The 26,216-nt window shown below is 68.7% G+C and carries 21 protein-coding genes; 12 read left to right on the top strand and 9 right to left on the bottom strand.

Translation table 11 applies throughout. From position 1 onward, the window contains the following. Positions 1 to 31: 31 nt before the first annotated feature. Entirely contained in the window at positions 32 to 2,026 is a 1,995-nt protein-coding gene (asnB, locus tag FG323_RS05180; RefSeq protein ID WP_141453425.1) for an asparagine synthase (glutamine-hydrolyzing), read from the bottom strand. Positions 2,027 to 2,050: 24 nt separating this feature from the next. Further along, positions 2,051 to 3,235 (bottom strand): glycosyltransferase, encoded by a 1,185-nt coding sequence (locus FG323_RS05175; RefSeq protein ID WP_181444091.1) that lies wholly within the window; start codon positions 3,233 to 3,235, stop codon positions 2,051 to 2,053. Positions 3,236 to 3,329: 94 nt separating this feature from the next. On the opposite strand from FG323_RS05175, the gene FG323_RS05170 reads away from it, so the two are divergent. The 3 genes from FG323_RS05170 to FG323_RS05160 all read left to right on the top strand — a co-directional run bounded on the left by FG323_RS05170 (position 3,330) and on the right by FG323_RS05160 (position 6,585). After that, positions 3,330 to 4,361 (top strand): acyltransferase, encoded by a 1,032-nt coding sequence (locus tag FG323_RS05170; RefSeq protein ID WP_181444090.1) that lies wholly within the window; start codon positions 3,330 to 3,332, stop codon positions 4,359 to 4,361. 43 nt (positions 4,362 to 4,404) lie between these two features. Continuing rightward, positions 4,405 to 5,877 (top strand): oligosaccharide flippase family protein, encoded by a 1,473-nt coding sequence (locus FG323_RS05165; RefSeq protein WP_141453419.1) that lies wholly within the window; start codon positions 4,405 to 4,407, stop codon positions 5,875 to 5,877. Between the two features lie 78 nt (positions 5,878 to 5,955). After that, positions 5,956 to 6,585: a hypothetical protein gene (locus FG323_RS05160; RefSeq protein WP_141453417.1), complete on the top strand. Its 630-nt coding sequence runs from the start codon at positions 5,956 to 5,958 to the stop codon at positions 6,583 to 6,585. 27 nt (positions 6,586 to 6,612) lie between these two features. Here the strand turns inward: FG323_RS05160 and FG323_RS05155 are convergent, their stop codons facing one another. From FG323_RS05155 to FG323_RS05130, 6 genes are all read right to left on the bottom strand, one after another. Next, positions 6,613 to 7,713, bottom strand: a complete 1,101-nt coding sequence (locus FG323_RS05155; RefSeq protein WP_141453416.1) for a GNAT family N-acetyltransferase — start codon at positions 7,711 to 7,713, stop codon at positions 6,613 to 6,615. Further along, on the bottom strand, positions 7,710 to 8,837 hold the full coding sequence (locus FG323_RS05150; RefSeq protein WP_141453414.1) for a GNAT family N-acetyltransferase: 1,128 nt from the start codon (positions 8,835 to 8,837) through the stop codon (positions 7,710 to 7,712). The genes FG323_RS05155 and FG323_RS05150 overlap by 4 nt, the downstream gene beginning before the upstream one ends. Before the next feature lie 132 nt (positions 8,838 to 8,969). Beyond that, positions 8,970 to 11,030, bottom strand: coding sequence for an NAD-dependent epimerase/dehydratase family protein (locus FG323_RS05145; protein ID WP_181444089.1), 2,061 nt, complete (start codon positions 11,028 to 11,030; stop codon positions 8,970 to 8,972). Between the two features lie 17 nt (positions 11,031 to 11,047). After that, a complete protein-coding gene (locus FG323_RS05140; RefSeq protein WP_141453410.1) occupies positions 11,048 to 12,235 on the bottom strand; it encodes a glycosyltransferase in 1,188 nt (395 codons plus the stop codon). Continuing rightward, complete coding sequence (locus FG323_RS05135; RefSeq protein WP_181444088.1) at positions 12,228 to 12,839, bottom strand: class I SAM-dependent methyltransferase; 612 nt, start codon at positions 12,837 to 12,839, stop codon at positions 12,228 to 12,230. Before FG323_RS05135 ends, FG323_RS05140 begins: the two co-directional genes overlap by 8 nt. A gap of 25 nt (positions 12,840 to 12,864) precedes the next feature. After that, complete coding sequence (locus tag FG323_RS05130; protein WP_141453407.1) at positions 12,865 to 13,626, bottom strand: hypothetical protein; 762 nt, start codon at positions 13,624 to 13,626, stop codon at positions 12,865 to 12,867. A gap of 168 nt (positions 13,627 to 13,794) precedes the next feature. Here FG323_RS05130 and FG323_RS05125 point away from each other — a divergent pair, with 168 nt between their 5' ends. From FG323_RS05125 to FG323_RS05085, 9 genes are all read left to right on the top strand, one after another. Continuing rightward, complete coding sequence (locus tag FG323_RS05125; protein ID WP_249890075.1) at positions 13,795 to 14,877, top strand: polysaccharide deacetylase family protein; 1,083 nt, start codon at positions 13,795 to 13,797, stop codon at positions 14,875 to 14,877. A gap of 22 nt (positions 14,878 to 14,899) precedes the next feature. Then, positions 14,900 to 16,195: an O-antigen ligase family protein gene (locus FG323_RS05120; RefSeq protein ID WP_141453405.1), complete on the top strand. Its 1,296-nt coding sequence runs from the start codon at positions 14,900 to 14,902 to the stop codon at positions 16,193 to 16,195. Next, positions 16,192 to 17,745 carry an oligosaccharide flippase family protein gene (locus tag FG323_RS05115; protein WP_141453403.1) on the top strand — a complete coding sequence of 518 codons (1,554 nt, stop codon included), beginning with the start codon at positions 16,192 to 16,194 and terminating at the stop codon, positions 17,743 to 17,745. The genes FG323_RS05120 and FG323_RS05115 overlap by 4 nt, the downstream gene beginning before the upstream one ends. Then, positions 17,742 to 19,082: a phenylacetate--CoA ligase family protein gene (locus FG323_RS05110; RefSeq protein WP_141453402.1), complete on the top strand. Its 1,341-nt coding sequence runs from the start codon at positions 17,742 to 17,744 to the stop codon at positions 19,080 to 19,082. The genes FG323_RS05115 and FG323_RS05110 overlap by 4 nt, the downstream gene beginning before the upstream one ends. Then, on the top strand, positions 19,079 to 20,233 hold the full coding sequence (locus FG323_RS05105) for a glycosyltransferase (protein WP_249890077.1): 1,155 nt from the start codon (positions 19,079 to 19,081) through the stop codon (positions 20,231 to 20,233). The genes FG323_RS05110 and FG323_RS05105 overlap by 4 nt, the downstream gene beginning before the upstream one ends. 110 nt (positions 20,234 to 20,343) lie before the next feature. After that, positions 20,344 to 20,982: a polysaccharide deacetylase family protein gene (locus FG323_RS05100; protein WP_141453400.1), complete on the top strand. Its 639-nt coding sequence runs from the start codon at positions 20,344 to 20,346 to the stop codon at positions 20,980 to 20,982. A 131-nt stretch (positions 20,983 to 21,113) separates the two neighbouring features. After that, the gene (locus FG323_RS05095; RefSeq protein ID WP_255470082.1) at positions 21,114 to 22,301 is read left to right on the top strand and encodes a hypothetical protein; all 1,188 of its coding nucleotides are present in this window, start codon (positions 21,114 to 21,116) and stop codon (positions 22,299 to 22,301) included. Beyond that, on the top strand, positions 22,298 to 23,089 hold the full coding sequence (locus FG323_RS05090; RefSeq protein ID WP_141453396.1) for a glycosyltransferase family 2 protein: 792 nt from the start codon (positions 22,298 to 22,300) through the stop codon (positions 23,087 to 23,089). The genes FG323_RS05095 and FG323_RS05090 overlap by 4 nt, the downstream gene beginning before the upstream one ends. Before the next feature lie 7 nt (positions 23,090 to 23,096). Continuing rightward, the gene (locus FG323_RS05085) at positions 23,097 to 23,987 is read left to right on the top strand and encodes a glycosyltransferase family A protein (RefSeq protein WP_141453394.1); all 891 of its coding nucleotides are present in this window, start codon (positions 23,097 to 23,099) and stop codon (positions 23,985 to 23,987) included. A 26-nt stretch (positions 23,988 to 24,013) separates the two neighbouring features. Here FG323_RS05085 and FG323_RS05080 read toward each other — a convergent pair whose 3' ends face one another. Further along, entirely contained in the window at positions 24,014 to 25,984 is a 1,971-nt protein-coding gene (locus tag FG323_RS05080) for a heparinase II/III family protein (protein ID WP_141453392.1), read from the bottom strand. Positions 25,985 to 26,216: the final 232 nt, after the last annotated feature.

Raw genomic sequence — 26,216 nt, 5'->3', positions numbered from 1 at the left:
GCATGTCGGCTCCGTGATCGGGTGGGTGCGCTCAGGCCGCCGGCACGGCCAGCGGCGCGTCGGCGGCGCGATGGGCGGCGGGGGCGGTGCGCGTTTCGTTGAGCTGGCGGTGCACCAGCAAGGTCGAGAGGATGCCGACGAACGCCTGGTTGTCGGCGAAGCCGGTGGCGCGGCCCTGGCGGCATTTCTCCACCAGCCGCGACACCGCCTGCGGTTCGAAGTAGCCGGCATCGCGGACGGAGGCGGGCGCAAGCAGTTCGGCCACGTAGTCCAGCGGCTTTCCGTCGAAGAAGAAGCTCTGGCTGTCCGGCGCGCGATAGGGCTGCTTGGTCCGCTGCACGATGTCGGCCGGCAGCAGATCCGCCAGCGCGCGGCGCAACAGGTACTTTTCGGTCATGCCACGGATCTTGAAGCTCGGCGGCAGCCGGTTGGCGAATTCGATGACCCGGTGATCCAGGTAGGGGAAGCGGCCTTCGATGGAGTTGGCCATCGCCACCCGGTCGCCCTGCGAGGACAGCAGGTAGCCGGCCAGCAGCGACTTGGCTTCCACGTACTGGTCACGTGCGAGCGGACTCCACGCCATGATGTCCGGCGGCAGGGTCTGCTCATAGGCGTCCAACGGATCCCAGCTGGTGGAGGCCGCGCGCAGATCCGGCGACAGGAATCCCAGCGCGCGCTGCGAGGTTGTCCAGCGCGGGACGTGCGCGAACACCGGACGGTGCAGGTGTTCCATGCCCTGGCCGAAGAACGACTGGGCGAAGCCCGGATGGCTGACCGGCGAGTTGCGCAGGTAGCCGTACAGGCGTTCCAGCAGGCGCGGGCGCAGGCGCGAATCCGGTTGCCGCGCCCAGAACCGGCGCACCTTGGCTTCCTTGAACAGGTCGTAGCCGCCGAATACCTCGTCGGCGCCTTCGCCGGTCAGCACCACCTTGTAGCCGTGCTCGCGCACGCTGCCGGCCAGCAGCATCAGCGGCACCGGCGCGGTCCGCAGCACCGGCGTCTCGGTGTGGCGGATCAGGCGCGGGAAGGCTTCGCCGATGTCGCGGCGCGTGCAGCGCAGTGTGGTGTGGTCGGTGCCGAGGTGGCGGACCATCGCCTGCTGGTGTTCGCTCTCGTCGAACTCGCCATCTTCGAACGCGACCGAGAAGGTACGGACGGGCGTGTCCGTGAAACCCTTGATCAGCGCGACGATGCCGGAGGAATCCAGGCCGCCGCTCAGGTACGCGCCGACCGGCACGTCGGCGCGCAGTTGCAGGCGGACCGCGTCGACCAGCAGATCGCGCAGTTCGTCGGTGGCCTGTTCCACCGACAGCGGGTAGCGCGCCGGCGAGGTTTCGGCGGCGTCCGGGAACGTCCAGTTCCAGTACGGACGCAGGTGCTGGCTGCCGTCGGCCTCGATGCTCAGCAGGCAGCCTGGGGGCAGGCTCTGCACGCCTTCGTACAGGGTGTCCGGATCCACCGGCGCCCAGTAGGTCAGGGTCTGCATCAGCGCGCGCGGATTGAGCTGCGCGCATTCGGGCAGCACCGCCAGCAGCGACTTCACTTCCGAGGCGAACCACACCCGGCCATGGCGATGGGCGTGGTACAGCGGACGGATGCCGGCGCGATCCCGCGCCAGCACCAGCCGCCGACGTTCGCCGTCCCATAGGGCGATCGCGAACTGGCCGTTGAGGTGCTGGACGAAATCGTCGCCGTAGCGGTCGTACAGGTGCACGATCACTTCGGTGTCGGAGTGGGTGTAGAAGCGGTGGCCGCGGGCTTCCAGGTCCCGGCGCAGTTCCACGTAGTTGAAGATCTCGCCGTTGAACACCGTCCACGCCGTGCGGCGCTCGTTGTGGATCGGTTGGTCGCCGGTGGCCAGGTCGATGATCGACAGCCGCGCATGCGCGAGCGCCGCGCCGGGCTCGGCGTGGAAGCCGAAGCCGTCCGGGCCGCGATGGGCCAGTGGGTGGATCATCCTTTCCAGCGCCGGACGGGCGCCGTCCGGGGTCACGTCAGCGCCGCTGAAGCCTGCGATTCCGCACATGGTCGGGTCTCCTTCGCGGCGGAATCAGGTGGAACCGGCGGCGTACAGCGCACGCTCGCCCCGGGCTTCGGCCAGCACTTCCTCGCAGGCCAGCAGGGTGTCCTGGGCGACCTGGCGCCAGTCGCGCGAGAACCGGCGGGCCAGGGCGGCCTCGTCCCAGTCGCGCTCCAGCGCTCCGCGCAGGCCCTCGGCCAACGCGGCCGGATCGCGCGCCGGCACCAGCACGCCGCTGGCCGCGTCGACCACCTCGGGAATGCCGCCGACCGGGGTGGCGACCACCGGCCGGCCGCAGGCCAGCGCCTCGACCAGCACGTTGGGATGGCCTTCGGAATAGCTGGGCAGGGTGACCAGATCGGAGGCGCACATCCAGCGCGCGACTTCCGCCGGCGGGCGGGTGCCGGCGAACCGCACCGGCAGCTCGCCGGCCGCGGCCAACGCCGCCAGTTCCGCGTGCATCGGGCCTTCGCCGACCAGCACCAGTTGCAGGCGCGGGCGACTGGCGCGCAGCGCGCCGGCGGCGGCGAGCAGCTCGCGCAGGCCTTTCTCGGGGACCAGGCGGCCCACGTAGGTGACCACTTCGGCCTCGGCGGGCAGGTCCAGCGCCTGCCGCGCTTCGGCACGGTCGGCCGGATGGAAAATGGAGGCATCGCAGCCGTTGGGGATGGCGCGGATGCGGTCCGGATGGGCACCGTAGTCGCGTTCGGCGACCCGGCCCAGATCCTCGCTGACCACCAGCAGGCGGCGGGCGGCGTGCAGCACCGGCCGGGTCAGGCGGCGGCTGATGGCGTCGCGTACGCGCAGGTCCGAGCCGCGCGCGCCCACCACCAGCGGCACTTCGGCCTGGCGCGCGGCCAGCATCGCCCCGTAGGCGTCCGGATACAGCCAGTAGGACAGCACCAGATCGGGCGCGAAGGCGCGCATCGGCGCGGCGATGGCACGCGCGCACAGACGGCCGTTGAAGGGCCGGCTGACGGCGGGCAGGGCGGGGTAGCGCACGTATTCGACGTCGCAGCCGGGCACGCTGTGGTGCTCGTCCGAGGCCCGGTACAGGTAGCTGCGCGGCTGCGCCCAGCGCGGATAGGAGGCGACCGGGCTGAGCACGCGCACCTGCGCCAACCGGGAAAGCTCGCGCACGGTCTGGTAGATCGGGCGGCCGCGGTGGGGCTCGCCGGCAATCGGGAACTGCGAAGTGACGATCAGTAGCCGCATGTCGCCCCGCCTCGGCCGGATGCCGGGAACTGGCCTGTTGCGGGACTCGCTAGCGTTATATCGACCATGCAGTGAACCGGTTCCGGGAGTTGAAGTGGTCCGCGAAAATTCGCCTTCCGTGCGCGTGGTGGAGCTGGATGCCCTGCGGGGCATCGCCGCCGTGGCCGTGATGGCTTACCACTACACAACGCGGTACACGGAGCAGATAGGCCATGCGGGGGGCATGCCGCTGGACCTGCTGGCCGGCAAGTACGGGGTGCAACTGTTCTTCCTGATCAGTGGCTTCGTCATCTTCATGACCCTGGAGCGGACCCGGACCGCGATGGATTTCGTGGTCTCGCGCTTTTCCCGGCTGTTTCCCGCCTACTGGGCGGCGCTGGCCCTGACCAGCCTGGTGGTCTATTCGATCGGCCTGCCGTTGCAGCAGCTGTCGCTACACGACTGGGCGCTGAACCTGACGATGTGCCAGGAGTTCCTGGGCGGCGAGCACCTGGACGGCTCGTACTGGACCTTGCAGATCGAGCTGTTCTTCTACGCGCAGATGCTGCTCTGGTACATGCTGGGATTGCTGAAGCGGATCCACTGGATCATCGCCGGCTGGCTGGTGCTGGCCGCCATCGAAGGCCTGTGCGAGAAGAATGGCTGGCACTTCTCCTACGTGCTGCGCGAATTGCTGATCCTGCGCTTCATCCCGTTCTTCGCGATGGGCATCCTGTTCTACCGGCTCCGCCAGAATCCGGACGAATGGCGATTGAACGCGACCATGATCGGGCTGTGCCTGCTGGCGATCGCGGTCGGCGAACGGCCGGTGTTCCTGCTGGTGGGCACGGTCTGCTGCGCGATCTTCATCGCCTTCACCCTCGGTTGGCTGCGCTTCCTCAATGTGCGCTTCTTCGCCTGGCTGGGCACGCTGTCCTATTCGCTGTACCTGATCCACCAGGCGATCGGTTTCGCGGTGATCTACCGGCTGGAACAGCTGGGCGTGCCGAGCCTGGCCGCCTGCGGCGCGGCGGTGGCGGTGGCGTTCGCCCTGGCCATGTTGTTGAGCCACGGGGTGGAGAGGCCGGCGATGCGCTGGATCCGCTCGGAGTGGAAGCGGCGCGGCATGCGCCTGGAGACCGCGTGAGCACGTACGATGGCGCCCACGCGGGGCAGGCTGGGGACGGGGTTTGAAGGACAGGCACAAGATCGTTTCCGCCGCCGCATGGAGCATTGGCGCCGGCCTCGCCGGCCGTGCCGTCGGGTTGCTGGGCACGCTGCTGATCGCCCGCCACCTGAGTCCGGACATCGTCGCCGAGGTGACGGTCGCCACCATCATTGCGCTGACCGGCAACTGGATCGGTGCCTGGGGCTGCGGCCAGTACGTGATGGTGCGCGGCGGCGAGGGACGCGAGGCGATTTTCACCGCCAGCGTGTTCTACCTGCTGGCCGGTTCGCTGGTGATCGCGGCGACCTGGTGGGCCACGCCGTGGCTGGCCGATTGGTTGCAGGCGCCGAACCTGGCGGCCTACCTGCCCGGCGCCCTGCTGGGCATCGGCATCCGCCGGCTGGGCGCGATACCGGACAAGCTGCTGGCGCGCGAGCTGCGGTTCGGGCGCATCGCGATGGCCACCGCGATGGGCGACGTGGCCTACGCCACGGTCGCGGTGACCCTGGTGAGCACGACCGATCTCGGTGGTCGCGCGATGATCCTGGGCTTCATCGCCCAGTCCTGCGTGATCGCGGGGATCACCATCACCGGCACCGGCTGGCGCAGCTGGCTGGCGCCGGCCCGCCTGCGCTGGTCGCGGGTGCGCGACATCATCCGGTTCGGCGCGCCGATCACCGGCGAAATCACCCTTGCCGAGGGGGGACGCTATTGGGACAAGCCGCTGATGCTGCGGCTGGTCGGCGCGCATGACGCCGGCGCCTATGGCATGGCCTTCAACCTGGCGCAATTGCCTGCGGTCTACGTCGGCGGGCATATCGGCACGGTGATGGTACCGGCGATCGTGCGCGCGGAACCGGCGGCACGCGCGCCGCTGATCGTCAATGCGCTGGTGGTGGCGGCAGTGCTGCTGTGCCCGATGGCGGCGGGCCTGGCGATGGTCGCACCGACCCTGGTCGCCGCATTGCTGCCGCCGACGTGGGCGCTGGTCGCACCGCTGCTGGGCGTGCTGGCTTTCATGCTCCTGCTGGGACCGGGCAGCTACATCCTGTCCTCGTTCCTGACCTCGCTCGGTCGCAATGCGATCCTGATGTGGATCGAGGTCGCGACGATGGGGGTACTGTTGGCCGCGTTCGCCGTGCTGGCGCGTTGGGGAGTGATGGCGGCGGCTTTCGCGGTCGGCGTGGCGATGCTGGTGCAGTGGCTGCTGACGGTCCAGGCCTGCCATCGCGATGGCGTGCGGCTGGGACGCCTGTGGTCGCCGCTGTCACGGGTGGCGCTGGCTTGCGTGGCGATGGCGCTGGCGGTGTGGGGCGTGCGTGCGCTGATCGCCGGCCAGGTGCCGGCCGCCGCGCAGCTGCTGCTGGAAGTGGCCACAGGCGTGCTGGCCTATCCGGTGGCGCTGGGCGTTTTTGGCGGCGGGTTGCTGGGGAACCTGCTGCAGTCGGCGGGCCTGGGACGGTTGCCGTTGCTGGGACGCTGGTTGCGCGGTTGAAGAACGGGGTGGTGCGGGGCGATCGCCCCGCGCATACGGAATCATGGCTTCCGGGGAAGCCGAAGGGGAAGGAAGGGGATGTTCGATTTCAATGCCATCGTGCTGTTGCGACGCGAAGCTGGCAGCCCGGGCGAAAATCCGCTGGCGCCGGAGCAACGGTTCGTCGAGCTGAGGCTGGGCGACGAGGCGCGGTTGTCGAAGGTGTACCGGCAGCAGGGCCGCACCGGCGATCCGGCACGCCTGCGCCTGCGCTTCGAGCGCGGTTTCCGCTGCTTCGCGATCGAAGAGGGCGATGAAGTGATCGCCTGGTTCTGGGCGCTGCACGGGGTGCCGCGTTACTTCGACGAGATGGGCTGGCTGTTTCCGCTGGACAAGACCCAGGTCTGGCTGCGCGATGCCTACGTCGTGCCGCGTCGTCGCGGCCGCCGCCTGCTGCTGGCGATGATGGCGATTGGCAGCACGGTGGAATCCGCGCCGTTGGAGTATCTGTCCGACGTCAGCTACATCAATCGTCCGTCGCTGCGTGCGCACCGGACGATGGGTTTCAAGCCGTTCGCCACCGTGTGCAGCCTGATGCTGGGAGGGCGGTTGCTGTGGCGGAGCCAGCCACCAACGCTGTTGCCGGTGCCCACGGCACTGCATCCGCACAAGCGCCTGCTGTGGTTGAGCGCGGAGGAGCGCGCCTGGCACCGCACCCAGATCGCCTGAGTGGCGGTGCGTGGGCACGGCCCGGCTTCAGTCGTCGTGGCCCAACCGGTACGCCAGTGGCCGCAACGCGCGCGCGGCCGACAGCCAGCGATTGGCCGCGGTTCCGGCGGCGAGTACGCCGGACACCATGACCTGCTGGTCCGGCAACAGCTCCGCCAGGTAGGAGTTCTCCTGGGCCTGGCTGTCGAACTGGCGAAGATGCGGCCAGCGCGCGTGCATCGTTTCGAAGAGCTGCCATTCATTGAGCCGGCCGGGGCTGGCCTGGCGATACTCCGGATCCCAACCGGTCTTGAAGCCGCTGAGGACATGGCCCGACATCAGGTTGCTGGTCGAGGCGATGACCTTGCCCGCGCACAGCGTCTCGACGAACACCAGCGCGCCGGTCGGCGCCAACCGCGCCGCCATTTCCAGGAAGAAGCCGCGCTGGGCCACGCTGGCATGCAGTGAACTGCCCGCCTCGCCCTTCCAGCCGGCGTGCTCGAGCGCGAGATGCCGTTCGGCCGCGGCCTGGTCGGCATCGCTGCCTTGCAGGATGCGGGTGGAGACTTCACCCTGGTCCTGCAGCCGGCGCAGGCGTCGGCGCAGATCCTTGAGCACCGAGGCGCGCATGCGCGCGGCGGTGGAGATTCCGGCCCTGGCGCGCAGCACCGGCCGCTGGAAGCGCCGGGTTTCGTGCCATTGCAGGCGTGGATCACGGGTGGCCCACAGCGCCGCCGACAGCGGGCATTCGGCCACCAGGTTGTGCAGCAGCAGTACCGGCACCGGTGACCGCGGCTGCGCCATCAGATCGATCATCGCGTCGGCGACAACGTCGGCGGCACCGGGCGCATGCAGCAGGCCGGACTGGAACGCGTGCGCGTGGCGATAGCCGCGCCAGTGCGGCAGCGGCACGAACAGGTTGGGCCGCCGGCGCTCCAGGCAGGCAAGGCCGATCAGTTCGCCGCCGCCGTCGCGCACGCGCAGCAGCGATGGCGGGGCCTGCGGCGTCAGCCAGCGCGCGGCCGCCTGCACGAAGCCCGGCATCAGGAATGGGTTGGAAGCCGCGCTGGTGCCGGCCAGGGCTTCCCATTCCGCGAAGTCGGCGGCCTGCAGGCGATCCCAGGCATCCAGGGCGACCGTGGCGGTCATGCCGGCACGGTTCCATGCTTGCGCCCGCGCAGTGCGTCCATCACCCGGGTGCGCAGGCCCACGCGATCCACCGACAGCCAGGCCATGCGGCCTTCGGCCATCGCCAGCACGCGCTTGTAGTCCATGTCGCCGGCCATCAGTTCGTAGCGCGATTGACCCTCCTGGATGGCGTGCTGCACCGCTTCGGTCAGCAGCAGGAGTCCGGGACTGCCGCAGTCGCCGATGCGCGGATAGTCGATGCCGGCCTGGTAGAAGCAGACCACGCCGCGCGACACCAGGTGGTAGAGATAGCCAACCACATGCCCGCCGGCCTGGAAGCGCAGCAGTTGCGCGCCATGGCCGGGCTCGGAATCGCTGATCAATTGGCGATGGAAGGCAACGATGCGAGGATCGGCGAACGCGCCCTGTTCGCCGGCTTCGGCGGTCCAGTGCGCCTGATGCAGCGCGACCAGGCCATCGAAGAACGCCAGCCGCTCCTCGACCGTGGCCGCCACGGCGACCTCCAGTTCTCCCCAGCGTTCGCCCAGCCTGCGGGCGGTGCGGCGCACGCGGGCGCGGGTGTTGCGTCCGAGCACGCTGGACAGGTACAGGCCATGGTCTTCGCGCAGGCCGGTCAGGTCGATGTACGGCGTTGGCCGCTTGAACATGCGCAGGCGAAGATCCGGCGCGCGCATCTGATCCAGCGGAATGCGATCGACCTCGATGCCCGGCAGGAACAGGGTGAGCCAATGACGCTCGTGGCGATGCAGGTGATCCACGAATGCCACCAGGGTGTCGCTTTCCAGTCCCGTCTCGCTGAGCAGGCCGTTGAATTCGATGGTCAGGCTGTCGAGCGCACGATCGCCCACCTGGTGCAGCCGCAGGTGGGTGGGACCCAGGCCGAAGAAGCGGCGGCGCGCGGTGACGATGCCCAGCCCGACCAGGCGCTTGTTCAAATAGACCGATGCCAACCGCGCGGTCCGGCGCGGGCAGATCAGTTTCAGCCAGGTGCCGATCCACAGCCAGCTGAGGAACACGCTGCAGTGGGAGCGGCTTTCCAGTTCCTCCCAGCGCAGGCGCAGGAGTTCCAGATCCGGCAGCGGCTCCAGGCGGACTTCGAATGAGCGGGTGGCGGGCGAGAGCATCGCGGGTTTCTCGTATCCGTGGGGAGGCGTCACCACGATCCCGCGCGACCACGCGGGATCAGGGCGGGTGATGCAAGAGTTGTGCCACGCGGACGCGCGTCGACGGATGGAACGGGAAGGAAGGCGACTCGGTCAGCCGAACGTCGCATCCAGGCCCTGCTCCACGCCCACGCGCGGCGTCCAGCCCAACTGCTCGCGCGCGGCGGTGGTGTCGAAATTGGCCAGCGGCCGCAGCGAACGCACGCGGTAGCGGGTCAACGGCACGTCGCGCTTGAGCAGCTTGCCCAGCAGTTCCACGCCCCAGCCCAGCAGCATGAAGATCCCCACCGGCACCCGCAGCCGCTTGAGTTCGCCGCCCAGCTTGCGCTGCGCGCGCTGCAGGTAGGCTTCCTGGGTGACGGCGGAGGTGTCCACGATGTTGAAGATGCGGCCGGGAGCACCGGGCGCGTCGGCCGCCTGCACCAGCGCGTCCACCACGTCGTCGATGTAGACCAGCGGCAGGGTCTGCGCGCCGCTGCCCACCGCGACCCAGCGACCGGCCAGGCCGATGACGCCGTTGGGGGTGACCTTTTCCGCGCCGGGGCCGAAGATCTGGCCGGGCCGCAGGATCACCGCCGGCAGGCCCTGGCGCTCGATCGCCTCGCGCACATGGCGCTCGGCGCTCAGCTTGGTCTGGGTGTAGGCGCCGCGCCATTCCGGATGCGGTTCATAGGCGGAGGATTCGTTCATCACCGCGGTCGGCGCGCGGCCGGCGTGATCGAACACGCTCATCGAACTGACGTAGACCAGGCGGCGGCTGCCATGGGCCAGGCAGGCGTCGACGACGTTGCGTGTCCCCCACACCGTGCCGGCCTCGAAATCGCGCGGTCCGCCGCGCATGGCCGCGCCGACGTGATAGACCACGCCCGCGCCCTTGACCGCGTGGTCGACGATGCGCGGGTCGCCCAGGTCGCCGATCACCGACTGCACGCCGGGATCCTGTGCATAGGCGGCGACCGGACGACGCACCAGCACGCGCACGCTGCGGCCCTCGGCGCGCAGGCGCGCGACCAGCCGGCGGCCGAGGAAACCGGCGGCGCCGGTGACCAGCGCATCGACGGGCGGCAATTCGGTGTAGCGGCTTTCCAGCAGGGCGAGGCGCTGGCGATCCGGTTCGACGCACAGCGGCTCCAGCAGGCGGGCGATGCGCAGCGCGTCCTCGCCGGTGAACGGCGGCGCGGCGCCATCGCGCGCGGCCTGCGCGAACGCCTGCGCGCCGTGGCGGATGCCGGGCGAGGGCTTGAGCAGGCCGGTGGCGAAGCGCACCACGTTCCAGGGAATCCGGAACACGTCCTTGAACGCGCTGATGAAAGCGTTGGCGACGATGCCGATGAACTTCGGGCCGGGCAGCACGCGATGGACGCGGCAGGTCTGCAGGAAGCGATCGACCTCGATGGTGCCGCGGGTACCACGCACGAACACGCGGTTCTCCATCGGCCGTGCGTTCCAGGACAGCAGCAGCCGGCCGGTGCCGCGCGCGGCGCGCACCTGCGCCTGCCACTCGTCGAAATGCAGGTTGGGATCGGTGCCGCGGGCCTGGAACGCGACTTCGGCATGCTCGATCTCGCCGAGGAACGCCTCGATGGTGTACAGGCCGTGCACGCCGAGATCACGGAACGGGTAGGAACCCTGGGTCACCGATCCCGGCAACGGGCCGCCGGCGTAGGGCGGATATTCGGAATTGCGGATGATGTCGACCGACACCACGTCGCCGATCCGGCCGTCGCGCACCGCCTGCATGGCCTGCATCAGTACCGGATCGAACAGATCCGAATGGTTCACGCCCAGCAGCAGGCCGCGGCCGCGGGCGCTGGCAATCATCGCTTCGCAGTCGGCGACGCTGTCGGCCATCGGCTTTTCGACCAGCACGTGGCAGCCCATGTCCAGCGCCGCCAGGGCGATGGACGGGTGCGACGACGGCGGGGTGAGCACGTACACCGCCTGCGGCTGCGCGTCGGCGAGATCCTCCAGGCGCGCGGCCGCGCGCGCCACGCCGAAGCGCTCGGCCAGCGCCTGCGCAGCCTGCAGTTGGTTGTCGCAGATGCCGACCACGTCGACGAAATCCAGGCGCTTGAGCGCGGCCAGGTGGTGGGTGGCGACATAGCCGGCGCCGACGATGGCGACGCGCAGCCGGGTGGAAGCGGAAGCGGGCATGGGGGTATTGAGCATGATCAGGAAAGGGGGCGTTGGCGTTGCAGGGCCTGCGCGACGGTCTCCAGCACCGTGTCGACGCGGCGATCCCAGGTCTGGTCGGCCACCGCGGCGATGCGTTCGGCGGCGGCTTGAGGCGTGTCTTCGGCCAGCGCGCTTTCCAGCGCGCGCAGGTACTCCTCGCGATCGCGGGCGATGCGCACCCAGCGCGAGAACTTCTCGATTTCGGGGTTGTGCACGCTCACCACCGGCTTGCCGGTGGCCAGGTATTCGCGCAGCTTGAGCGGATTGGAGTTGGCCACCTGACGATTCATCCGGTACGGGATGATCGCCGCGTCGAACGCCTTAGCCCACTGCGGCAGGGTGGCGTAGGGCTGCGCTCCGGCCAGGCGCACGTTGGGCAGCGCGCGCAGTTCGCTCACGTCGGCGGCGGCATGGCCGACCAGCAGGAAGGTCCACTGCGGGCGCTGTCGCGCCAGCCATGCGATCAGGTCCAGGTCGATCCATTCGTGCAGCGAGCCGATGTAGCCAATCACCGGCCCGGGCAGGTCGCGCGCGGCGGCGGGCAGTTCGGTGCCGGCCTCGCTGGCACGGCGGAACAGATCCACGTCGACCCCGTGCGGGGAGTAGACCGTGTGCGGGTTCAGTTCTTGTTTGCGCGCCAGCAGCGCCGGCGGGGCGACGAACTGGAGGTCGGCCGCGCGGCTGAGCGCTTCATCGCGCTGCCCGATCAGTTCCGGATCCACGCCCGGATGCGCGGCATAGTCGTCGATGCAGTAATACACGCAGAATTCCTCGCCCAGGCGCCCGGCCAGGAAGCCCGGATGCGGGACGGCGAACCAGGAGATGCGTCGCTGGATGCCGACCGCGCGCAGCGCGCGGCGTACCGCCCAGCGCCCGAACAGGCGGTTGAACGCGTCCACGCCGGGGATGCGCCGGAACGGCAACTGCGGCACGGTACAGCGCCAGAATCCCTCGCGGATGCGTTCGGGGCGGCGCAGCGCCGCGCTCAGTTTGCGCCATGCCTTCTTCAGATCCCGTCCGGACGCGTTGGGCGCGCGCATGCCGGGGGAATCCACATACAGCACCGGCATGTGGCCGGCCAGGCGGGTGGCGATGTGGTGGCTGCTGGTGCGGTTCTCCGCGTTCCAGTCGTTGCCGAAATAGACCACGCCCAGCCCCTGCAGGGTCGCGTCGGCGTCAGTCATCGCGCCACCATGCGATCAGCCAGGCGGTGGCGCCGTGGTGGATCCAGTCCTTGCGCACGCCCGGGATGTCTTCCACGTGCGGGCCGATCCGTCCACAGGCCGGCGCGAAGAATGTCACCAGCCCGTTGCGGCCGAGGTGGCGCATGCGCGCGACCGTGGCGGCGGGATCGCTCAGGTAGTAGAGCACTTCGCAGGCGGTGACCAGATCGAAACGGTGGCGCTGTTCGCCCCAGGGCTGGTGGAACAGGTCGGCGGCGGCGAAATGCGCGCGTGGCAGCCGCGCCTGCGCGCGCGCCACCGCGTGCGCGCTGACGTCCAGGCCGTACTGCTCATCGCTCAGGCGGGCCAGGTATTCGGTCTGGTGGCCTTCGCCGCAACCGATCTCGAGCACGCTGCCGACCCGGCCGAAGGCCTGTTCGATCACCCGGTTGGTGGCCTCGAAGCGGGTCCGCTCCATCGCCGAATCCATGTTCCAGGGATCCTCCATGCGATAGGCCATGTCCAGCCGCGCATGGTTGTCGCTGCCGCCGACGCCGCGCAGCGCGTACTTCATCCACAGGCGTCGCTGCGCCTTCTTCAGCAGTCCGGCGGTGCCAGCAAACATTCGAATCCCCCTGAACCTTCGTCCTTCAGCAGTGCGGCACCTCCTCGGTCGCCGCATGCGCGCTTGCCTCGTCCACCCGCAGCGGCCGCAGCGGCGAGCTGTACCAGCCAGCCACCCTGCCGCAGCGGAACTCGACCCACGAGGGGCCATAGTCCCAGCGGGCCGCGTGCTCGCCATCGGGCTCACCGAGGATGCGCCGGGCCTGCCGGGCGTCCATGCCAACGGCAAGCCGGCTGGTGATCTCCGGCGTGCCCAGTCCCGGTGAAACCGCGTCACCGGGACCCGCGGGATCCAGCGAGGGCGTGGCGTTCTTCTGAGCGCCCCACCAGTACAGCACGAGCGCAAGCAGCGCCAATATCAGCAAGTAACGGCGACGACGCGGAAATCCGGTCACCGGCTCGGGCACGGGTTCCTCGTCGGCATCGTTGGCCGGTTCGGACTCGCGGGTCCAGCGCGCCTGCTCGGCGGCGAACGCGAGCGCGGGACCCGGCGCCGGTGCTGGCGGGAAGTCATCCACCAGCACGGGAGTACCGCCGCCGTCTTTCGCCGACACCGGTGTCGGCCGCGACGCGCCGGGCAGGCGGCCGTGGGCGCGGTGGAATTCCAGCGCCGCCGCGTACATGCGGTTCAGCCGCTGCAGCCGCGCGACATCGGCGGGATGGCGCTGGTGATCCGGATGCAACTGCATCACCCGGCGCCGGTAGGCATGCTTGAAATGCAGCATGCTGCATTCCGCGTCCAGCCCCAGTTCGTTGTACAACGCGACGAAGTCGGTATCGTCCGACATGCAGGACACGCCCCTGATAATCCCTGTTTACGTTAGCGCAGCGCGCTTGCGTTCGCCTGCCAGACGACAAACCGGCGCGAATGCGGCCAACCGGCGCCGGCGTGGCCGGATCCGGCGGCAATCCTCGTATTCAGGGCATCAGGCATGGTTGCCGGATGCGGATGGATGATGGCCAGGGGAGCATCGAAACAGGCAAGGGAACGCGCGGGCCGCAGGCAACTGCTGGCGCGCTGGTGCCACCGTGCCGGTGTGCTGCCGCTGCTCGGCAGGATGCGGCTTGGCTCGGGCGACGCAGTGCGCGTGCTGGCCTATCACCGGGTACTGGAATCGGCCGAACCGGACGACTTCAGTTTCGACACCGACCTCATCAGCGCCTCCGCGGACGCGTTCCGCCAGCAGATGGCCTATCTGAAGCGCCACTTCGTGCCGATGACGTTCGCACAGGTGCTGGATCACCTGGACCAGGGCCGGCGGCTTCCCCGCGGCGCGGTGCTGGTGACCTTCGACGACGGCTACGACGACAACTACCGGATCGCCTTCCCGATCCTGCGCGAACTGGGGATGTCGGCGATGTTCTTCGTGTCCACCGGCCACATCGATTCCGGCCGTCCCTATGCCTACGACTGGCTGGTGCACATGGTGTGCTCGACCACGGCCGCGCGCCTGCGGGCGCCGGAACTGGGCGTGGACTGGGCGCTGGGCCCGGACCTGGGCGAGCGCCGCGCGCAGGCCTCGGAGTTGCTGGATCGGCTCAAGTCGCTGGATGACGAGGGCCAGGGCGCGCTGATCGCGCGACTGGAGCGCGAGTGGAACCTGCCACGCTCGGAGGGACATCCGCATTGCCGGCCGATGACCTGGGACCAACTGCGCGAAATGCGCGCGGCGGGCATGGAAATCGGTTCGCACGGGGTGGACCACCGGATGCTGGCCAAGTTGCCGCGGGATCGGATGATCGCCGAGGTGCAGGGATCCAAGCAGGCGCTGGAGCGCGAACTGGGCGGTCCGGTCGCGGTGCTGTCCTACCCGGTCGGTGGACCGGACGCGTTCGACGGCGACACGGTCGAGGCGGTACGGGCGGCCGGGTTCCGGATGGCCTGCAGCTACGTGGCCGGAACTCGCGCGATCGAGGCGACCACGCTGTACTCGGTGCCGCGGTTGCCGGTGGAGCGGCAGATGGATCGGGAATGGTTCGAGGCGATGGTGGCGGTGCCGGAGGTGTTCAGCTACACATCAAGGTTGCGCACAGGTTGAACGAGCGGAGCGACAGGGGCTGATGTTCTTTTTCTTGTTGGTGTATCTGGCGCTGGTGATCATCCGGCCCCAGGACTATCCGGCCATTGCCGAGAACCCGGGGCCGCCGCTGCAGTCGATCGCGCTGTTGCTGGCCGCCGGACTGTGGGTGTTCTCCGCGCGCAAGTCGTTCTCGGCGCCGCAGTACCTGCTGATACCGTGCTTCCTGTTCGTGGCCATGGTGTCCAAGGTGGTGAACGGATGGCCGGGCGGCGCGCTGTTCGTGTTCTTCATCTTCGCCCCGGTGCTGCTGGCCTACGTGCTGCTGGCCAATGCGGCCCACACCCGCGAACGGCTGGAGACAGTGATGGCGGTATTGACCATCTGTGCGGGCGTGCTGGCGCTGCATGGCGTGGAACAGGCCACCATCGGCATCGGCTGGACCGGTGTGGAACTGTCCCAGGGCACCCGCATCCAGTACGTGGGCATCTTCAATGACCCCAACGACCTGGGCCTGCTGTTCGTGATGTGCCTGCCGATGGCGTTCTACCTGAGCGCGCGGGGCGGCCTGATGGGCTTGCGCCGCCTGTTCTGGCTGGTGGTGGCCGGCCTGCTGATCTATGGCTGCTACCTGACCAATTCGCGCGGCACCCTGCTGGCGCTGGTGGCGCTGCTGGGCGTGTACGTGTGGCGCAAGCGCGGCATCTTCACCGCCGGCCTGCTCGGGGTCGGGGCGCTGGGCGGGCTGATGATGCTGCCGTCGCGCCTGCAGGAAATGGAAGTCTCCGAGGCCTCCGCGATGGGCCGGGTGGACTCCTGGTACGAAGGCATCCAGATGTTCATCGGCAACCCGGTGTTCGGTATCGGCGCCGGTGGCTATTCGGATCTTCATGAGCTGACCGCGCACAATTCCTTCGTGCTGGTGCTCGCCGAAATGGGCATCATCGGCTTCACCCTGTGGCTGGCCATCGTCGGCTACAGCTTCCGGATGATGCTGGCGCCGCTGCGGCGCGGCGACGACATCATCAACGACGTGCCGCCGGACGTATCGGACGAGCAGGCCCTGGCGGACTGGCGCAAGGATCGCGCGCTGACCCTGACCCTGCTGATGTCGCTGAGCGGGTTCATCACCGCCGCGTTCTTCCTCAGCCGCAGCTACGTGATCATCCTGTACCTGCTGATCGCCATCGTGGTCGCCCACTACACCCGCCTGCGCGAGGTCTACCCGAGCCTGCCTGCCTTCAGTCTGGACAAGGACCTGCTGCGCTGGCCGATCTACGCCGTAATCGGCGTTATCGGGCTGTACGTGATGGTCAAGGTCCTCCTGGCAATGGCATGAACAGTCGGTCGCGCACCCTCAGCAACACCCTGTTCTCCTCGGTGGGCACGTACACCGAGTACGTGCTGGGCATGCTCACCTCGATCATCATCGCCCGGCACCTGGGGCCGGACGGTTTCGGTACCTACAGCCTGGTCATCTGGCTGGTGGCGATGGGCGTGGCGATCACCAATTCGGGCACCGCGAGCGCGGCGATCAAGTTCGTCGCCGAACTGCGCGGCACCGAGCGCATCGAGATGGTGCCGTACCTGCTGGACTACCTGCGGCGCGCGCAGCGGATTTTCCTGCTGGTGGTGCTGCTGGCCGGCGCGGCGGTGTTCATCTTCGGCGGCGATCACATCGCTCCGGGCATGAACCACAAGTTGCTGCTGGGGTTCCTGGTGGTGGCGGTGGCGCTGCGCTCGTCCTACATGTTCAACATCGGCGTGGCCAAGGGCTTCGAGAATTTCCGCGCGACCGCGACGGTGGCGCTGGTGTCCACCCCGATCAACCTGCTGCTGGTCGTCCTGGCCTGGCGGCTGGATGCGCCGGTGGAATGGCTGCTGGCGGTGTTCGTCGTTTCCAGTTTCGTGTTCTTCGGCATCTCGTTCCGCCAGATCGCGCCGATGGTGCCGGCGCGCAAGCCGGGGGTGCAGTTGCCGGCGCCGCTGCTGGCGCGGGTACGACGGCACATGGGCTGGACCGCGCTGACGGTGTCGGTCGGCTTCATGGCCGCCAGCGAAGTGGAAGTGATGTTCCTGAACATGTACGCCGACAGCCATGCCGCCGGCCAGTTCAAGGTCGCCTACCAGCTGGCCACCGGCGCGGCGATGCTGGTGCCGGGCGTGTTCGGCGCGCTGCTGCTGCCGATGATGGCCAATGCATTGAGCCGAGGGCGCGAAATCGCCGCGCAGCGCTTCGTCGCCACCACCGGCTATCTCGTGCTGCTGGCCGCACCGCTGGCGGCGTTCGGCGTGGTGTTCTGCAACGATGTCATCCACCTGCTGTATGGCCGCGAGTATTACGCGGCCGGGCCGGTATTCGCGGTATGCCTGGTGGCGGCCTGCCTGACCGCGATGACCCAGGGCGGCTCCAGCCTGCTGGTCAGCGCCGATCGCCAGCGCAGCATCCTGGTGCTGGTGATCATCTGCGCGCTGCTCAAGGTGCTGCTGGATGCCGTGCTGATCGCGCATTTCGCGCTGAAGGGGGCGGTGGTGGCCTACATCACCGTCGCCACCATCAACGCGGCGGTCTACATGACCCTTGCCACCCGGGTCAGCCATGCGCACCCGGAATGGGGACGGCTGGCGCGCATCCTGCTTGCCGCCGCGCTGGCCGGCCTGCTGGCCTGGCCGTTGCGCGGCCTGCTGCCGATCGCCTCGGTGCTGAGCGGCGGCGCGGTCCTGGTGCTGGCCTACATTCCGTTGACGTTATTGCTCGGTTGCTGGAGCCGGGGCGACATCGAGCATCTTCAGCATCTCCACCAGCGCTTCGCCGCAGGCCGGCCGCGGCTGGGCGCGCGTTTCCTGGCGTGGGCCTACCAGCGCGCGCCGGGGGAGGGCACGTCATGAGCCTGTACGCGCCACTGTTCCGGCGGGTGCTGTTCCCGCTGTACGAATCCGGGCTGCGCGGACGCAAGACCTTGCGCTACCTCGACGAATACGAACGCAACCAATCGCAGGACGAGGAAGCGCTGCGCGCGCTGCAGTGGCAGAAGCTGCAGCGCCTGCTGCGCCACTGCTGGGAACAGGTGCCGTTCTATCGGCGAACCTGGGGCGAACTGGGCATTCGCTCGCCCGAAGACATCCACGGGCTGGACGACTACGCCCGCCTGCCGTTGCTGGACAAGCCGACCATCCGCGCCAACTTCGAGGCGCTGATCGCGACCAACCAGCGTGCCGGCCTGCTCTACAAGACCACCGGCGGCTCCACTGGCGAGCCGCTGAAGTTCGGCTACACCCACGAGAGCTACGAGCGCCGGATGGCGATCATGTGGCGCGGCTACGGCTGGGCCGGCGCGCGCCTGGGCCAGCGCACGCTGTACCTGTGGGGCACGCCGGTTGGCGCGCAGAAGCGCAAGGATCGCCTGTATCACGCCGCCTTCAACCGTTACATGCTCAGCGCCTTCGAGATGAGCGAGGCGCGCATGGCCGAGTATGCCGACGCCATCGACCGGTTCCGCCCGGAGACGATCGTTTCCTATGTCGCGCCGATCGTGAAGATGTCCGAATGGCTGATCGCCAACGGCCGTCGCGTGCACCGGCCCCAGCGCATCCTCGGCGCCGCCGAGACGCTGCACGAGAGCCAGCGCGCGTTGATTGAGCAGGCTTTCGGCTGTCCCGCCTACAACACCTACGGCTGCCGCGAGTTCATGCTGATCGCGGCCGAATGCGAACACCGCAAGGGCCTGCACGTCAATATCGACCACCTGCACGTGGAACTGGGCGCGGGCGTTGGTGGCGACGCGGCCGGCCCGCGCGAGATCATCGTCACCGACCTGCACAACCTGGGCATGCCACTGCTGCGCTACGTCAACGGCGATCTGGCGACGGCGGGGCAGGGGCGTTGCAGCTGCGGGCGCGCGCTGCCGTTGCTGGCCAGCGTCGATGGCCGCAAGCTGGACGCCCTGCGCACGCCGGACGGCCGTTACATTCCCGGCGAGTTCATCGTGTACGCTTTCCTGGGCGCCACCGGCATCCGCCGCTACCAGGTGGTGCAGAAGCGCCTGGACGCCTTCGAGATCACCCTGGTGCGCGATCATGATTTCGATCCGTCCGTGGTCGAACGGATGGGCGCGGAACTGCGCAAGGTGATCGGCCAGCAGGTCGCGCTGGATTTCCGCTTCGCCGACGACATTCCGCTGACCGCGACCGGCAAACAACGCGTGACGGTATCTGAACTGACATGAAGGGTATGGAAGTCATCCACTTCGTCGAGAACCTGGAGCGCGGCGGGCTTGAGCGCACCGTCATCGACCTGATCGCGGCCCAGCGCGACGCCGGCCACGCCTGCCGGGTGATCTGCCTGTTCGAACCCGGCCAGCTGGCCTCCGAACTGACCGCGCAGGGCGTGGAGGTGACGGCCTGTCACAAGCGGCGCGGCCTGGACTGGTCGGCGGTGCGCCGCGCCCGCGCGCTGCTCCGTCGCCACCCCGGCGCGGTGCTGCATACCCACAACGCCACCGCGCACTACCATGCGGTGCTGGCGGCGTGGGGCTTGCCGCTGGCGCGGGTGATCAACACCCGCCACAGCATGGGGGCGGTGGACCCGCGCAGCCGCAAGGAATGGCTGTATCGCCGCAGCATGCGCCAGACCGACTATGTCGCCGGCGTGTGCGAAGCCGCGCGCCGGTGTTTCGACGACCAGGGCGTGCGCCCGCGCGAGCGGCTGCTGGCGGTGCCCAACGGGATCCGCCTGGAACGTTTCCGGGCGGCCGACGCCGCCGGACGCGCGGTACTGGCCACGGAACTGGGCTGGCCCGCCGACTGCCGCATCATCGGCACGGTCGGGCGACTGCAGCCGGTCAAGGAGCAGCAGGGACTGTTGCGAGCGTTCGCGAGCTTGCGCGAGAAGATGCCGCAGGCGGTGCTGGCGGTCGTCGGCGATGGCGCCCTGCGCGCCCAGCTCGAGGGCCTGGCCGGTGAATTGGAGCTGGGCGATGCCGTGCGGTTCCTCGGCGACCGCAGCGATGTGCCTAGACTGCTGACCGGGCTGGAAGTGTTCGCGCTGCCCTCGCGCAGCGAGGGCTATTCGATTGCGTTGCTGGAAGCTTGCGCTGCGGGACTGCCGATCGTGGCCACCGACGTCGGCGGCAATCGCGAGATCGTCCGCGACGGCGTCAATGGAAAACTGATTGCCCCGGGGGATCCCGACGCGCTGGCGGCGGCGCTGCTGGCACTGTTGGAAACGCCCGAAACCGCGGCGCGGATGGGCCGGGCCGGGCGCGACTGGGTGCTGGCGGAAGGCTCGTTCCGGACCATGGCGCTGCGCTACGAACGACTGTATGCCGGCCAGCCGATCGCGTTGGGCGAACTGGCCCCCGAAGTGGAGATCGGCTGAATGCGCGCGATCCGCCACATCGTTTTCCCCGGCCGGCATGATCCGGATGCCGCCATGCGCGCTTGCGCGCGCCCCGGTGTTTTTTCCCCCGAATCCGGATCCCCGCCCGCATGAATCCCCGGCCGCGCCGCCTGAAAGTCCTGCAATGGCTGCCCAACGCCTGGCTGACCACCGCCGGCCCGGCTGACGGCCGGGCGATTTACCTGACCTTCGACGACGGTCCGCATCCCGAGCACACCGCGCCGTTGCTGGACCTGTTGGCCGAGCACGATGCGCGGGCCAGCTTCTTCCTGATCGGCCAGCAGATCGAGCGGCACCCGGATCTGGCCCGGCGGATTGCCGCCGAGGGCCACACGCTGGGCAACCATTCCTTCTCCCATCCACGTTTCGAGACGCTGTCGCTGCGGCAGCAGTTCGAGGAAATCGACCGCACCGACCGGCTGTTGACCGCCATCAACGGCCGCCAGCGGCATGGTTTCCGCCCGCCGCGCGGCGTGCTGTCGCTGCCGATGATCGCCCGCTGCATTCGCGAGCGCCGCCGCATCCTGTATTGGTCCTACGACAGCCTGGACTACAGCCGGCGGCCTGCCGGCGACCTGCTGGAGGTCATCGGCCGCCATCCGATGCGGCCAGGCGAAATCGTGCTGATGCACGACGACAGCCGGCTGTCGCTGGATCTGCTCAGGGAGCTGATTCCACGCTGGAAGGCGGCGGGCTTCGCGCTGCAGGCCTTGCCCGCGCTGGACTGAACACGGCCGCCGGAACCGTCCTGGCCGGCACCTCGGGATGGCCGGTTCGCCCCCCGCAGCGCGTTGTTGTGAATGGCGGCAGACGCCGGACGAAAGCAGCGACGGGGGAAGGCTTGAACGTTCTGATTGGAGTGGCCGTATTGGCCGCCCTCGCGGCGCTCGGCGCCTTCGTGATCTGGCGCCTGCTGCGCGCCCGCAACATGGAAATCTGGATCGGCAGCTACCTGCGCCGCAAGCCGCCGCGGGTCACCGACCGGCCGGTCCACGTGATGTTCTGCTTCGTCGATCATTTCGAGCCGATGTGGCGCGGTGCGGACCTGGCCACCCAGCGCACCCGGGTGGATCGCTGGTGCCACGAGTACCGGCACATGGCCGCGCGCCACCGCGACGCGGACGGGCGCCCGCCGCAACACAGCTTTTTCTATCCGGAAGAGGAGTACGCACCGGAGCACCTGGAGAAGCTGGCCGAACTGTGTGCCGATGGCTACGGCGAAATCGAGGTGCACCTGCACCACGACAACGACACCGAGGCCAATTTCCGCCAGAGCATCACCCGTTTCTGCCATATCCTGCACGAGCGGCACGGCGCGCTGCCGCGCGATCCGGTCAGCGGTGAACTGCGCTTCGGCTTCATCCACGGCAACTGGTGCCTGGACAATTCGCGTCCCGACGGCCGCTGGTGCGGCATCGACAACGAACTGATCCTGCTGCGCGAGCTGGGTTGCTACGCCGACTTCACCATGCCCTCGGCGCCGAGCGACACCCAGACCCGGATCATCAACTCAATCTACTACGCCACCGACGATCCGCATGCGCCCAAATCGCATGACGATGGCACCCCGGTGCGGGTGGGCGGCACGCCCAGCGGCGACCTGATGCTGATCCAGGGACCGCTGGGGCTGAACTGGCGGGATCGCCGGATGGGCCTGGTCCCGCGCATCGAGAACGCCGACGTGCGCGGCGGCCAGCCACCCACCACCGAACGCGTGGATGCATGGGTGCGCACCGGCGTGCACGTCGAGGGCCGGCCGGAATGGGTGTTCATCAAGATCCACACCCACGGCACCCAGGAGGCGGACATGGATACGCTGCTGGGCGCGCCGGTGGATGCGATGCACGCGTATCTGGAGTCGGCCTACAACGATGGCAAGCGCTATGTGCTGCACTACGTCAGCGCGCGCGAGGCGTACAACATCGCCAAGGCCGCCGAGGCAGGACGCCAGGGAAATCCCAACGATTACCGCGATTTCGTGCTGCCGGCGCCGCGTTCGTCGTGGGCGGGCTCGGGCCGCAACACGGTCGCCCGGGACGCCGCGTGAACACCCCGGCCGCCCGCTTGCCCGCGCAGGACGCCGACACGCTGGTGAGCGTGATCATGCCGGTCTATAACGCCGAGCAGACCCTGCGGCGTTCGGCCGAATCAGTGCTGGCGCAGAGCTTCGGGCAACTGGAACTGATCCTGATCGACGATGGCTCGCGCGATGGTTCCGCGGCCATCGTCGAGGAACTGGCGCGTGGCGATGACCGGGTTGTCGCCGTGCGCCAGCCCAACGGCGGAGTGGCGGCGGCGCGCAACGCCGGACTGCGCGCCGCGCGTGGCACCCACATCGCCTTTCTCGACAGCGATGACTGGTGGGAACCGCGAAAACTCGAACTGCAGCTCGCGCGGATGCGCGAGACCGGCGCGATGGTCTGCTATGCGAGCTACCAGCGGGTGGCCGAGGACGGCCGGCTGCTGTCGAAAGTGTCGCCGCCGCTGGAAGTCGACTACCGCCGCATGCTGGGCAGCAACCACATCGGCAATCTCACCGGCATCTACGACCGCCGCCTGGGCGAGGCTTCGTTCCAGAAGATGGGGCACGAGGACTACGTGTTCTGGCTGGATCGGGTGCGTCGCGCCGGCAGTGCGGTGCGGGTGCCCGGCGATGCGCCTCTCGCGTACTACCTGGTGCGCAACGGTTCGGTGTCGGCCAACAAACTGCGCGCTGCCGGCTGGCAGTGGCGCATCTATCGCCAGGTCGAAGGATTGAGCGCGCCACGCGCGGCCTGGTACATGCTCCAGTACATCCGGCATGCGCTGTGGAAGCGGAAGCCGTTGACCACCTGATTCGACGATGACCCACTCGCCCGAAGCAACCAATTCCTACGCCGTCGTGATTCCCGCCTACAACGCCGCCGCGACCATCGCGGTGGCGCTGGACAGCGTGTTCGCCCAGACCGTGCCCCCCTGCCAGGTGATCGTGGTGGACGACGGCTCGGCCGATGGCGAACGGCTGGCCGAGGTGCTGGCCGGCTACGGCGGAAAGGTGCGCCTGCTGCGCCAGGCCAACGCGGGTCCCGCTGCCGCCCGCAACGCCGGCGCGCGCGCCTGCGAGGGCGAGTGGATCGCGTTCCTCGACGCCGACGACAGCTGGTTGCCGCACAAGCTGGAGCGGCAACTGGAACTCGGGCGGGATCCGCGCGCGGGGCTGCTGCATGGTCGTGCGCGTGCGCCGGCGTTGCCGCGCGAAATGGGTTTCGACGCCCTCTGGGAATGCAACCGGATCTGCACCTCGATGACCGTGGTGCGCCGGCAGGCGTTCGAGGCGCTGGGTGGTTTCGACGAATCACCGGAACTCGTGGGCGCCGAGGACTACCACCTGTGGCTGCGCATTGCCCACGCCGGCTGGCGGGTGCTGGCGTGCGGGGAGCTGATCGGGCGCTACACGCCCGCCGCCGGCAGCATCACCAGCCGCATCGAACGCTGCGCGCGCGCGGAATTGCACAATGCCGTGACCCTGGGCCGGACACTGGGTGTACCGCAGGCACGGGTGGACGCCAAGGTGCGGGCGATCCGTACCGACTTCGGCCAGCACCTGCTGCACGCGCGCAACATCCGCAGCGCGCGCAGGATGTTGTCGCAGGCGTTGGCGAGCCGGGTATCGCTGCGCGGGCTGGGCCTGTGGTCGGCCACTTTCGTGCCGACCCCGCTGCTGGACCTGCGTCGCCGCCTGCGCAACGGCTGAGCGTCACGCAGGCGGGTCGGGCCGGATCAGATCTCGCTCAGTTCCACCACGTAACCGGTGGTGCCGCCGGTCACGTCGATGCGATAGCGCGCGCCATCCTCGACGTACTTGCCCGAGCTGAAGTTGCTGTTGATGGTCGCGTTGGCCGGCTCCAGCACCCGCACCCGCAGGCGTCCGGCGACCGCTTCGCGGCTGTTCACCAGGGTGGGCGCCACCGGTACGTTGACCTGGAAGGTCGCAGTGGTGCCGCTGGTGACAGCGAACTGGTCACGCACGGTCAGGCGCCGGTTGGCGAAGGTGAACTGGCGCTGCCAGGACGTCACCGCGGTGTTGTCGCAGAAGGACGGGGTCAGGTTGGCATTGGCGGTGAACGAACCGCCGGCGCCCGGACTGACGCTGAGGGTGGATGCACGGCTCGTCGACTCGCACTGCCGCGCCACCGTGCCGTTGCGGGCGAACCGCACCAGGTTGTGCACGTCGGTACCCTGGTTGATGCCGCTGCCGCTCCAGATGTTGGCGGTGACCGCCAGCCAGTCACGGGCGAACAGGGTGAACGAACCCTGGTCCTGATGCGCATGGCTCTCGTTGTACGGACCGGCCACGATCGCCACCCACATCGCATTACGGTCCCAACCCGTGCGGGCGAACAGATGGCCCACGCCCTTGGCGTGGTAGATCAGCTCGGTGGGCTGCACCGGCGTTGTGCCCGCCGGCAGCAGATCGTAGCGGTAGTTGAAGCCGGAGGTCATCTGCGACACGGAAATGTTGCGCAGCCACCAGGTGGCGATGTTGCGCGCGTCGTTGCTGACGGCGAGATCGCGTGCTTCCAGCATCAGCCGACGATGGTAGTCGTACAGCTCGGGCACGGAGTTGCGCGCCTGATCGCCGATAGGCGCGAAGCGATCCATTGTCGGCACCGTGGCGTTTACCCAGTAGTAAATGCTGTCGGTGGCATGCGGGCTGGCCAGGGCCAGATCCGTGCCGGTGGCATCACGCCATACCTCGTACAGCCAGAACAGCCGCATGTGCGAGGTGCCGTAGCCAGTGCCTTCACTGCTGCCGCCGCCGGGAAGGCGGGCGAAATACTCGCGCAGCGCGGGCAGCTTGTTGGTCCGCAGGAAGTTCATCCAGGTGCTGCTCCTGCTGGCCAGCGCCCAGTACATGGTCGCTTCCAGGAAGCTGTAGTAGTAATTGTTGCCCGGGTTGCTGGTGGACCAGCCCGACCACGGGAACGAACGCCCGCCCCATTGCGCGCTGTTGTAGTTCCAGATGTTCCAGACGGCCTGTTCGGCGTAGGCGGACCAACGGCTGCGCTGGCTGGCGGTGAGGAAGTTGCCGCAAGTGTCCAGGGTGGTCGCGACGTCGGCGATCATGGTGCCGACTTCCAGATAGGAATCCCCGGAGACCGCGGGGCGGCCGCCACCGGCGATGGCCGTCTCGGCCGCCGACACCTGGCGTTCGGTGATGTTGATGGCCAGCGTGCAATACCGGGTTTCCGGTGACAGCTGGTACATCATCACCGCCTCGCTGGCGGTGAATCCGTAGCCGGTACCGCCATTGCCGACCGCGGCGTCGACCCAGTTCTTGAAGCGGGTATAGGCGGCCGAACTGCGATCGGTATACAGCCGCGCCGAGGGCAGGGCGACCAGGCGGGGCTGCGAAGAATTCTGGGCGAGTCCGCCGCCGCCGGTGACCGGCACCTGCGTGGAGGGAGGAACGATGGGCGTTCCGGTTCCGCCGCCACTACCCGCAGGCGCGCGCGCGGTGAGGCGGGCGAACGGGGCGCGGGCGAAAGTGCCGATCTGCGCGGCGGTCGCACGCACATCGTGCCAGACGCGGATCGTGGTCCATTGGGCGCGCTGGCCGAACAGGCCGGCGGCGCTGGCCGCACCGAATCCGCCCAGCAGCGGAACGGCGATGAAGAGGGGAACAAGGACACGACGCCAGCGGACGGACCGCGGCGGGCGGGGGACACCGGAAAACGGAATGCGCGACAAGGGGATCTCCTGGCAAGGAAACCGCGCGCGAAAAAGGAAAAGCACGACCATGAAGATCGCCCGCTGCGGCTCCCCCTAGCCACATCGACCCGCGCAACGGCGAGCGCATCATAGCCGCATAACGGACTCGGCCGTCCATGCCGGCCTCTGCCGGACGGGTTCGTTCAGCTTCGAGATGGCTTGGTCGTGAAGGCGTGACGATGCCAGCGCCGGCTCAACCGCGTGGCCCGCC

The sequence above is a fragment of the Pseudoxanthomonas sp. z9 genome (assembly GCF_006542425.1).
Classification (GTDB): domain Bacteria; phylum Pseudomonadota; class Gammaproteobacteria; order Xanthomonadales; family Xanthomonadaceae; genus Pseudoxanthomonas_A.
The sequence above is the reverse complement of the archived record's forward strand: the minus strand, read 5'-3'. Positions and strand labels throughout refer to the sequence as shown.